This window comes from Enterococcus sp. (genome assembly GCF_022711995.1).
GTDB lineage: Bacteria > Bacillota > Bacilli > Lactobacillales > Enterococcaceae > Enterococcus_D.
On record NZ_JALAHI010000033.1, the window covers coordinates 1 to 9949 of the forward strand.

At 39.7% G+C, this 9949-nt stretch carries 12 protein-coding genes; 6 read left to right on the forward strand and 6 right to left on the reverse strand.

Features of this window, described 5'->3' with window-relative positions; genetic code table 11:
* Positions 1 to 91: 91 nt before the first annotated feature.
* Positions 92 to 583 carry a GNAT family N-acetyltransferase gene (locus Q0A12_RS02795; RefSeq protein ID WP_291291190.1) on the reverse strand — a complete coding sequence of 164 codons (492 nt, stop codon included), beginning with the start codon at positions 581 to 583 and terminating at the stop codon, positions 92 to 94.
* A 132-nt stretch (positions 584 to 715) separates the two neighbouring features.
* Between Q0A12_RS02795 and Q0A12_RS02800 the strand changes: the two genes are divergently transcribed.
* Together Q0A12_RS02800 and Q0A12_RS02805 are read left to right on the forward strand one after the other, a co-directional pair.
* A complete protein-coding gene (locus Q0A12_RS02800; RefSeq protein WP_291291191.1) occupies positions 716 to 976 on the forward strand; it encodes a hypothetical protein in 261 nt (86 codons plus the stop codon).
* A 153-nt stretch (positions 977 to 1129) separates the two neighbouring features.
* Complete coding sequence (locus Q0A12_RS02805; protein WP_291291192.1) at positions 1130 to 1450, forward strand: multidrug efflux SMR transporter; 321 nt, start codon at positions 1130 to 1132, stop codon at positions 1448 to 1450.
* A gap of 152 nt (positions 1451 to 1602) precedes the next feature.
* Here the strand turns inward: Q0A12_RS02805 and Q0A12_RS02810 are convergent, their stop codons facing one another.
* Positions 1603 to 1764, reverse strand: coding sequence for a hypothetical protein (locus tag Q0A12_RS02810; RefSeq protein ID WP_291291193.1), 162 nt, complete (start codon positions 1762 to 1764; stop codon positions 1603 to 1605).
* A gap of 152 nt (positions 1765 to 1916) precedes the next feature.
* Positions 1917 to 2786, reverse strand: a complete 870-nt coding sequence (locus Q0A12_RS02815) for a cation diffusion facilitator family transporter (RefSeq protein WP_291291194.1) — start codon at positions 2784 to 2786, stop codon at positions 1917 to 1919.
* A 648-nt stretch (positions 2787 to 3434) separates the two neighbouring features.
* On the opposite strand from Q0A12_RS02815, the gene Q0A12_RS02820 reads away from it, so the two are divergent.
* Both Q0A12_RS02820 and mprF read left to right on the forward strand, forming a co-directional pair.
* Positions 3435 to 4160, forward strand: coding sequence for an alpha/beta hydrolase (locus Q0A12_RS02820; RefSeq protein ID WP_291291195.1), 726 nt, complete (start codon positions 3435 to 3437; stop codon positions 4158 to 4160).
* 1 nt (position 4161) lies between these two features.
* Complete coding sequence (gene mprF / locus Q0A12_RS02825) at positions 4162 to 6717, forward strand: bifunctional lysylphosphatidylglycerol flippase/synthetase MprF (RefSeq protein ID WP_291291196.1); 2556 nt, start codon at positions 4162 to 4164, stop codon at positions 6715 to 6717.
* A gap of 264 nt (positions 6718 to 6981) precedes the next feature.
* Here the strand turns inward: mprF and Q0A12_RS02830 are convergent, their stop codons facing one another.
* Together Q0A12_RS02830 and Q0A12_RS02835 are read right to left on the reverse strand one after the other, a co-directional pair.
* Entirely contained in the window at positions 6982 to 7941 is a 960-nt protein-coding gene (locus Q0A12_RS02830; protein ID WP_291291197.1) for a stomatin-like protein, read from the reverse strand.
* Entirely contained in the window at positions 7938 to 8180 is a 243-nt protein-coding gene (locus Q0A12_RS02835; RefSeq protein WP_291291198.1) for a hypothetical protein, read from the reverse strand. Before Q0A12_RS02835 ends, Q0A12_RS02830 begins: the two co-directional genes overlap by 4 nt.
* Positions 8181 to 8374: 194 nt before the next feature.
* On the opposite strand from Q0A12_RS02835, the gene Q0A12_RS02840 reads away from it, so the two are divergent.
* A complete protein-coding gene (locus Q0A12_RS02840; RefSeq protein ID WP_291291199.1) occupies positions 8375 to 8785 on the forward strand; it encodes an Ohr family peroxiredoxin in 411 nt (136 codons plus the stop codon).
* Positions 8786 to 8842: 57 nt separating this feature from the next.
* Positions 8843 to 9274, forward strand: coding sequence for a MarR family transcriptional regulator (locus Q0A12_RS02845; protein ID WP_291291200.1), 432 nt, complete (start codon positions 8843 to 8845; stop codon positions 9272 to 9274).
* A 108-nt stretch (positions 9275 to 9382) separates the two neighbouring features.
* On the opposite strand, the gene Q0A12_RS02850 is transcribed toward Q0A12_RS02845, so the two are convergent.
* The gene (locus tag Q0A12_RS02850; protein ID WP_291291201.1) at positions 9383 to 9760 is read right to left on the reverse strand and encodes a hypothetical protein; all 378 of its coding nucleotides are present in this window, start codon (positions 9758 to 9760) and stop codon (positions 9383 to 9385) included.
* Between the last annotated feature and the right edge of the window lie 189 nt (positions 9761 to 9949).

Consider the following 9949-nt stretch of genomic DNA (forward strand, 5'->3'; position numbering starts at 1 on the left):
ATAGAAAAAATGAAATGTAAACGTTTTTCCAGAAAACAAAAAGGCTTTTTCCCGACGGCGTCCATTCGGAAAAAAGCCTTATTTTATTTGATTAGCATTTTAGATTTTTTTCGTAGATATAATCGTCCATGACAAAGCCATTGCCGATATCAACAGTTCGTTCCCCCACACGGACAAAGCCGCGATGCTCATAAACAGCAATGGCTTGCTGATTGCCTTTGTTGACGTTTAAGAACAATGTCTTGCCAGCGGCTAAAGACTCGTACCAATCGAACAGCTGACTGGATAACCCTTTTCCCCGCATCGAAGCCGTCAAATAAAGTTTGCTTAAATACAAACGATCGGTCTTTTCTTCATAAGCCGTATAGCCGATGATTTCATTTTCTGATCGGAGAACTAGGTAAACTACCCCTTCCTCGATTTCTTGTTGAATCCTTTCTGGCGATTGGTAGGTCGCTAACATATATGCTACTTGTTCAGACCCGATGATCGGTGTAAAGACCTCGGACCAGATTTTTCTGATGACAACTGCTAATTCTTGAATTTCCTCACTCGTTGTGACTGACTGAAATGTACAATTCATTGTTTGCTCCTCCCCCTACTAATGACTATGTCTTTCCATTATAGCCAAAGACGATTCAAATAGAAAACCCTTTTTTCCACTGTGGCTGCCATGTTACACTTACTGTATCAAAGCACGAAAGGAGAAAGAATGATGGATGGAGAAGTTTTCTTGCTTGTCGGTTTGATCATTACCAGTTTCTTGCTACTTATTGCTTGGCCGCTACGCTTTACCAATGGCTTGTTTTTTGCGCGTTCCCCACAGGGCTTCATGAGAGATCGGAACGATCCCCGGTACGAGAAGGAACGCCAAGCTGGTAAGAAACTGGCACGCTTGGTTTTCCGCTATATCCCACCTTTCTTCCTGATCTTTTTGTTTGGCTATCTCTTATCACTGTTGATAAAGTCCTATTAATTCTGCAAAAAATAATCAGAGTGTGTTATACTAACTACAAGAAAATACATACTGCCACCGGGTAGTTTAAAGAGGACGATCATTCCAGTAGGTCTTAGAAGGAATGATCTTCCTCTTTTTGTTTTCTAAAAAATTAAAAAGGAGGAAAATAGGATGGCTTGGATCGAACTATTGCTCGCGGGAATATTGGAAGTTTTCTGGTCAACGACGATGAAATGGAGTGAAGGATTTACCAAACTAAATTTTACGATTTATACGATTATTGGCATGATCGCCAGTTTCTTTTTTTTGTCCCAAGCAATCAAACAACTTCCTATGAGTTTGTCTTACCCTATTTGGACGGGAATTGGGGCTGTGGGCTCAGTCATTATAGGTGTAGTCTTATTCCATGATAAGCTCAACCCAGCTACATGGCTTTTTGTAGGACTATTATTGATCAGCATTATCGGAATCAAAATGACCAGTGGTCATTAATCGTTTCTACGTCTTTTAACAGACCTTTTAAAGTCTTTTAAAAGACTTTTTACAGCTGGATTTAGAAAAATACACGATTGATAAAAACTCTTTCAAAAAAGCAGCAGCCTTTTTACTAAATAGTAAGGCTGCTGCTTTCTTCTAATAGAGCTTTATACAAGCTCAGCTTTTTTTTCTTGGATTTGTTTTTGAAGAAAAGATAATGTCTTTCTATCCTCTACCGATAAAATATAGCTTTTACAAATTTCTAGAAGAGAATTTTGTTCCACTTCTCTGTTTTTTGCTTGAAACTCATTGTTCTTTATCGTTTTCATAGAATCCCTACTTTCTCTTTCTTATACGAATAGTTTGCCATTCTTTCGAAAAGAAAAGAAGCAACGGGATGTTTACATACTAGAAACGTGCAGTTTACACTGTTTTTTTTAACTTTTACAACATAAAACCACCTTTAAAAATGCGTGGTGACTCACTCAGGTTCAATATGGATATCGGTATCATAAACATTAAAACGATCCGATAGCAACGCTTCAATGGCATCTGCTACAGCGTGACTTTTTTCAACAGTCAGATATTTATCCATCGTAACAACGATATCAAGAAATACATTGGCGCCATACATTCTTCCACGAATACTTTTGACGGATTTTACTTCTGGAAAATTTGCGACAACTCGTTCATATTCATTGACCAAGTCTTGATCAAAGCCATCCGACAAGGAGAAGGCACTCTCTTTGAAAATATCGACCGCTGTTTTGATAATCAATAAAGCAACAATAATTGCCGTGATACTATCAAGCCATCCCCAACCAAAAGAAGCGGCAAAAATAGCGATGGCGGTACCAATACTCGTCCAAGCATCACTCCGATTGTCCTTAGCAGCTGCGAGCAATGCAGAACTTTTCACTTGGGCAGCTAAATTGCGATTGAAAAGATACACCCCATACATTAAGACAGCAGAGACAATCCCAACGAACGCAGCTAACATATCTGGGCTTTCTGTTTCTCCTTGGATCAACGACCAAACGGAAGAGGATAGGACTTGCAGACCGACAGCAAGCATGATCAATGAAGTAATCAAACTGGCGACATTTTCTGCCTTCCAATGACCATATTTATGCTCTTCATCTGCCGGTTTTTGAGCTAAGCGTAATCCGATCAAGACAGCGATGGAGGCAATGATATCTGTCGCATTATTTAAGCCATCCGCCCACAACGCTTCCGATCCTGCCATATTCCCGATCAACAATTTAACGAATGAAATCAATAGATACGCAACGATACTGAGGAGCGCGCCCTTTTCAGCTCGCTTCAATTCTTCATATCTCGTCTCTCTCATTATTTCCCCTCCCGTATCAAAATAACAACTTGAAAATAATAACCGAATTTCTGAAACTTTGCAGTAATTATTGGAGAGATATAATCTTTTAGGAAGAACAAACATTTGCTTTCTGCCCCACGAATGACTCCTACAGGGTGAACAAAAATATTTCTTCATTTTGGGCTGCTATTTCACAGGCTGTGACAGTGACTTCCAAGCTTGACAACATCTCTCGTCAATGGTCAAATCCCCGGTCGTCTCTTTAGAAAGAGATGGATGCCCTGTTTTTTTTTAAAGAGACAGAGTTTCCAATCAACACGCCTGATCGTTTATCATCCCACTTCTCTAGAGGTTATTTTTCTCATTTAAAAGAGAGGTTTTCTGGTAGCCACATTCGGTTGTCACGTTGTCTTTTTCTTGCAGGAAATAGATTGTCTATTCTGTCAGATTTTTTTGCTTATTTTTGATTAGTGAATTCCTTTTAGATGCCCTCCACTTGTGACAATTTGTGGTACAGTAAATCGGTGAGCTTCTTTTCTTACCTGAACAAGAGAATCGTTTTCTAAGATAAAAATGAACAAAAGATGATTATTTCTAGTGAAAAATCACCATTTTATTTTAATAATTACTTACTACAAGGTATACTCAAAGAAAGTAGGTGAAGAAATGGAACCAGAAAAATGTTATGCCAAAATGCAAGACGGCTCAGTTCTCTATTATGAAAAAATTGGTCATGGAAAGCCATTATTTTTATTGCATGGCAATGGAGGCAGCAGTGCGTACTTCGCAAATCAAATCAACGAGCTAAGTCAAAAGCACCAGTTATACTTGATTGATAGCCGTGGGCATGGCAAATCAACGAATACCCGCAAAAAAATCAATTTTTTTTTGATGGCAGATGACTTGTACACCATTATTCTAAATGAACACCTGACAAAGGTGGCACTTCTTGGTTTTAGTGACGGCGCAAATTTAGCTATGGTCTTTTGCTTCAAATACCCGCAATTAGTTAGCTGTTTGATTTTAAATTCTGGCAATACAGACCCTAAAGGTGTGCGGCTGTTTGCACGGATCGGCAGTCTGATCCAATATATCATCGTTTGGCTTTGTGCCCCATTTGACCAAGGTATGCGTGGTTTTTTACCGATTCTTGCATTACTCTTTCGCAATATCGGATTATCAGCCTCCGATTTAAAGAAAATAACTGTCCCGACACTGATTTTGGTAGGAAAAAGAGATTCGATCAAATTGTCACATTCATTTTATTTAGCAAATCACATACCAAATGCCAATTTCATGGTAGTGAAGGGCCAAGGGCATAGCTTTGCTCGTAAAAATCCAACAATATTCAATCAGAAAGTTCTTTCTTTCTTAGATAAGGTGGGACAATAAAATGAAACTTTTTACTTGGATACGCAATCACCTGTCCTTATTCAAAGGACTCTTTTTAATCGCCGTAGCAGTGATCGTTTTAGGGGAGTTACTCTCTTTAAGTAAGACGATCTCCGTCGATCAATTAACGATACTGTTTTCCGAATTAGCGGTTTGGCGCGTTGCATTGATGCTTTTGATCAGTCTGATTTGTATCGTGCCAATGATTGGTTATGATATCATTTTGAACCGTCTCTTAGGACAAAAGCTCCCTTCCCGTTATTTAGGTGAAACAAGCTGGATCATCAATACAATGAATAATCTGGTAGGATTCGGCGGTTTTATCAGCATTGGTCTTCGCTCAGAATTTTATGGCAAAGAAAAAAGTGGCAAAGATGTTGCCCAAGCAATCTCGAAAATTTTTATCTATCTGATGTCTGGGTTATCGCTTTTATCATTATTGGCTTTAGGGTTCGTCATCTTCGGCCCGACAACCGATTATCTACAGCAATATTGGATTTGGTTATTGGGAGGCAGTTTGTACTTTCCAGTAGTCTATGTTTTAAGTTTGTCGAAGAAGAATCGCTATTTAGGCGGTCTTTCTCCAGTTGATCGTGGACAGTTGATCTTGGTTTCTTTGTTGGAATGGCTAGGTGTATTTACGGCCTTTATCACTACTGGTATGCTGATGGGCATTTCTATAGATATTTTTCAAATTCTACCATTATTTATTGCTGCATCAGTGATCGGTATCGTTTCGATGATCCCTGGAGAATTAGGAACCTTTGACGTCATGATGATTATGGGAATGGCTTCACTGAATATTCCCCGAGAAAGTGTCGTCGCATGGCTACTACTATTCCGTCTTTTCTATTACATTATTCCTTTTTTGATTGGCGCGCTTTTGTTCTCAAAAAATATCGGTGTCACATTAAACACACGCTTTTCTGGTATTCCAAAAGGATTGCTCTTAGAAATATTTCATAAGATCGAGGTGCTGCTTCTCTATTTGACTGGTACCATGCTGATTCTATCTGCAACCATTCCAGAAGCCTTCGATCATATTCAGTGGCTGGCACACCTGAATCCGATTCGTTTGAACTTTGTCATGCAGTACCCTAGTATTTTCTTGGGTTATTTGTTCATCGTTGCTGGTCGCGGGATTTCGGCTCGTGTTTCTCGCGCCTATTTCCCAACACTGTTATTGCTAGTAGCAACGATTGGTTATGCGGTCTTAGCTGGTTTCCGAATCTCAACCATGTGTTTTCTTCTGTTCTTATTGGCGATCATCGTCCTGTCAAAGAGCGAGCTCTTTCGAAAACAACTGGTTTATTCTTGGGAATGGCTAACCATCGACGGGCTATTGATGGGTTCGCTGACTGTCCTTTATGTGATCATCGGCGTTTATAATATGCCCCATTTAACTCGTCATCCCGCCCATCGCTCCATTGAGTTTCTGTTGTTTCCCTCAGAAAAATTATGGTTGCAGGGTTTTCTGGCGATCATGATCGTCGCTGTTGCGGTCTTGCTTTTTTCACGCTATTTAATGGGGCCGAAACATCAAATTGGGCAAAGACCTGAAAAGGAAAAAGTTCTGACTCTCTTAGAGACCTACGGGGGTACCAGTGATAGTCATCTCGTCTTTTTGGGTGACAAAGAGGTCTATTACTATCCAAATGAGACTGAGCCTACGGTCTTGTTCCAGTTTACTACCTACAACAACAAATGTTTGGTCATGGGAGATCCAGCAGGTAAACAAGAAGATTTTGCAGCAGCATTAGAGGCATTTATCACAGAAATGGACCAGTGGAATTACTTGCCGGTCTTCTATGAAAGCAGTGAAGAAATGGTCATGCTGCTTCATGAATTCGGCTACGACTTCATCAAATTTGGCGAGAAAGCCTTTGTGGATCTACAGAATTTCACTTTGTCCGGCAAAAAAATGAAAGGTCAACGGGCCTTAAACAACAAGATCAATAAAGAAGGCTTTACTTTCGATGTTCTACAACCACCGTACAGTGCTGAGACATTTGCTAAGCTGCGAGAGATTTCTGATCGCTGGCTAGATGGCCGCAAAGAGAAAGGTTTCTCATTAGGATTTTTCTCCGAGGATTACTTGAGCACCGCTCCAATTGCCGTGGTGAGAAATCAGCAACAAGAAATCGTGGCCTTTGCTTCCTTTATGCCGACTTATCAAGCAGGCTGCGGGTCTATTGACTTGATGCGCCATGATCCTGAAAAAGCACCGAATGGGACGATGGACTTTTTGTTTATCAATCTCTTCGACTATTTCAAAAATCAAGGGTTCGTAGAATTCGACTTAGGGATGGCTCCGCTGGCGAATGTTGGGACATTCAGAAGCAGTTTCATTCAAGAACGGATCGCCTATTTGATCTATAATTTTGGTTCTCACTTTTATTCGTTTGAAGGATTGCGAGAGTATAAGAGTAAGTATGCAGCAAATTGGTCCCCCCGTTATATTCTCTATTCCAGAGATAGTTGGATCGGCTATGTGATGGTGGCATTGCTGATTGTGGACAATCGGACGATTGGAACCACTCCTTCTCTAAAAAAATAAAACTGGCTTTTTGCCAGAAGGTGTCCTGAAATGAACAAATCTGAAGGAGTGTCACCCTTGCTTTTTCATCTATTTGCCAAAAAAATGTCCTTCAGAGATTCAGGTTGTCGCAGAATGCATTGTCTTTGAAGTTGGTTTTCAAAACCATCCACTTTTTTGCTAGTGAGGCAAGATCAAGTTGTATTCTATTAAACAATAAAAAAACAGCTCCTCCCATTGATATAAACATGGAGGAGCTGTTTTTAGTAGGTCCATCGGGCTATTTTATGATTTGTCTGCTTGATCTGTTTGTTCCCAGAGTTGTTTCACAACTGGAATGTTGCCTAATTCGGTCATATTTGATGGTAGAATGACTGTATTGGTCTTACTGTTGACGATATCTTTAAAGGCTTCAATGCCCAAATAAGAGAGTGAACGTTCGTCTAATTGACTTTCTTTGATTGCTTCATTGATGGCTAAGATCCGTTTACGTTCTGCTTCAGTAATTTTAGCAATTCGTTCTGCTTCGGCATCTGCATCGATCCGCACACGTTTAGCACGAGCTTCCGCATCGATCTGTGTTTGTTCCGCTCTGGCTTGGGCATCGATCGTCATCTGAGAAGCTTTGGCTTCCGCACTTAAGACAGCAGAAGATTTTTCCCCTTGTGCTCGCGTGATCATGGATTCTTTATCCCGTGAAGCAGTGATCAGTTTATTCATTGATTCGATGATTTCTTGGGAAACTTTGATCTCACCAATATTGATTCGGTCGATGGCCAATCCATAACCTGCGGTGATATCTTTGATGGAAGTAAACAACGCCACGTTGATTTCTTCTGTCCCATTCAATACTTCATTCAAATCCATTTTCCCAATGATCCCTCGCAAATTTGATTGCGCATCTTGGATCATAGATACCACAGAATTCTGATTGTCGTAAACAAAGGCACGGACATCTGTGACATGGTATTTGATGGCTTCATCAATTTGAACGATAACATTATCTTTTGTGATAGCACTTTGTGGTTCAATTTCTAAAGGAATCTGTTTAAGTGATACTCGTTCTCTAACTGTATATAAAATAGGCACTAAAAAGTGCAGACCTGGTTCAAGTGTCTTAACATACTTCCCAAAACTCTCAACTACTTTTACTTCCCCTTGACGAACAATAACAGCAGTGCTTGCCAACAGCCAAATCACGATCGCTATGACAAGAACGATTAAGATAATTTGTACAATGATCATTGAATATACCCTCTTCCATTTTCAAATAATGTATTGTTCACTTGTGTCAGTAAGATCCCATTTTCAACGCCGATGATCTCCAGCATCACATTCTCTGCTGGAATACCGGCAACAACCCGATATTCAGTATACGTACCAAAGATTCGAATGAATCCGGCATAATGATCTGTCGCGGAACGAAAATATTTTCCCACCGCTCGATTTTCCATGTAGTCTACGATCTCAGCCACCCTCTTCATTTACCAACTACCGCTAGGTTTTATTCTACCATCATAGCACGTTTTATCTTGCTCTACAGTATTTATTTATCTGTTTACTTTCAATTTAATATAAAAGCAAATAATCTTATTTTGAAAAGCAGAAAAGTTGCTTTTTTTAATTAGATTGCGTACAATCTAATTGTACAAAATTAAAAAAACAGGAGTGAAGATAGATGAAAAAAATGTATTCTACGAAAATGATCAATACTGGTGGCCGTTCAGGAGAAGTTCATAGTCCCGATCATTCCCTTGAGTTAACTATCGCAGCACCTGGCAAACGAGTTGAAAATGCCACAAACCCAGAACAACTCTTTGCCGCTGGCTTTAGTTCATGCTTTAACAGTGCACTAGACATGGTAAAACAAAGCAAAGGGATCCAAGGTGCATCAACGGTTAGCGCGCAAGTTTCACTGTATGCCGAAAGTGAAAGCAGCTTTGTTTTAGGCGTTGAAATTGAAGGATATATCGAAGGTCTTTCACTTGATGAAACACAAGAATTACTAGAAATTGCTCATACCGTTTGTCCTTATTCAAAAGCAACCGCTGGCAATATCGAAATGACCGTTAAAGCTGTTAGTGAGTAGACTTTCCGATACAAAAAAGCTATCATAAGAAGCGTCAGTAACCAAAGGAGTGAGGGCATGAATGAATTAGCACTTGAAAACCAACTATGTTTTCCTCTATACGCCGCTTCAAAAGAAATCATCAAGCATTATAAAGGACTACTGGACCCCCTAGACTTGACCTATACGCAATATCTCGTGATGTTGGTCTTGTGGGAACAAGGAACGATGACTGTCAAAGAATTAGGAGAGGTTTTGTGTCTGGACTCAGGAACGTTGACTCCCGTTTTAAAAAAACTTGAAACGAAAGACTATCTTTCTCGGGTCCGCAAGCAAGAAGATGAACGCTCTTTAAATGTGTCATTAACTGATAAGGGCCGACGACTCCACGATTCAGCAAAAAGCATCCCGACAAAAGTCAAAGACTTCTTGCCATTGTCCCCGGATGAACTTGTGGAACTGCATCGTTTGACAACAAAAATGTTGCAGCACTTTCAAGAAACAGACTAAAAAAGCCGCCTCCCTATAGGAAAAAAAGTAGGTTTTGCAACTTTTACTCCTATAGATTGAGGGGCTTTTTTCTATCCAATCTCATTTTTCCTCGTTGATTCCGCAAACTTACTGGGCTAGTTTCTGAGCAGTAAGCTTTTGTTTACATGCAGCGATTTTGGCTAACAATAGGTCTAACTGTTTTGGTTCCAGTCGATGGATCGCTACAGCAAGCAAATCAGAAATCTGTTCTTTACCCAAGATCGTTTGCAGTACCTCTAGCTCGGATACAGTTGGTTGGAAACGACGAGCTAACACAGATCCGCTCATTTTGATACTTTCTACCTCCAGCACGCCTTTATTGACCAGTTTTCTGATGACAGATAAAGACGTATTGCGATTCAATCCAAAACGCTCACTGAAATCGCTGCAACAAAGTGGTTCATGGGCATTCCAAAAACAAATCAGAATCTCCCACTCTTTTTTTGAAAAACTCAAGTAATCCATATAAGCTCCTTTCTCTGCTTCATCGCAAGCAAAAACCCACAATAAAGCGCCTAAGAACAATCTAAGTGTGACACTGAATAAAAAAGCATTTTCCCTTATCCTTCTTAATAATAATCTATTTTTACCATTTTTTCAAAATATTTTTATAATTATTGAATAAATACAAGCGATTTTTTTAAAAACAAAGAA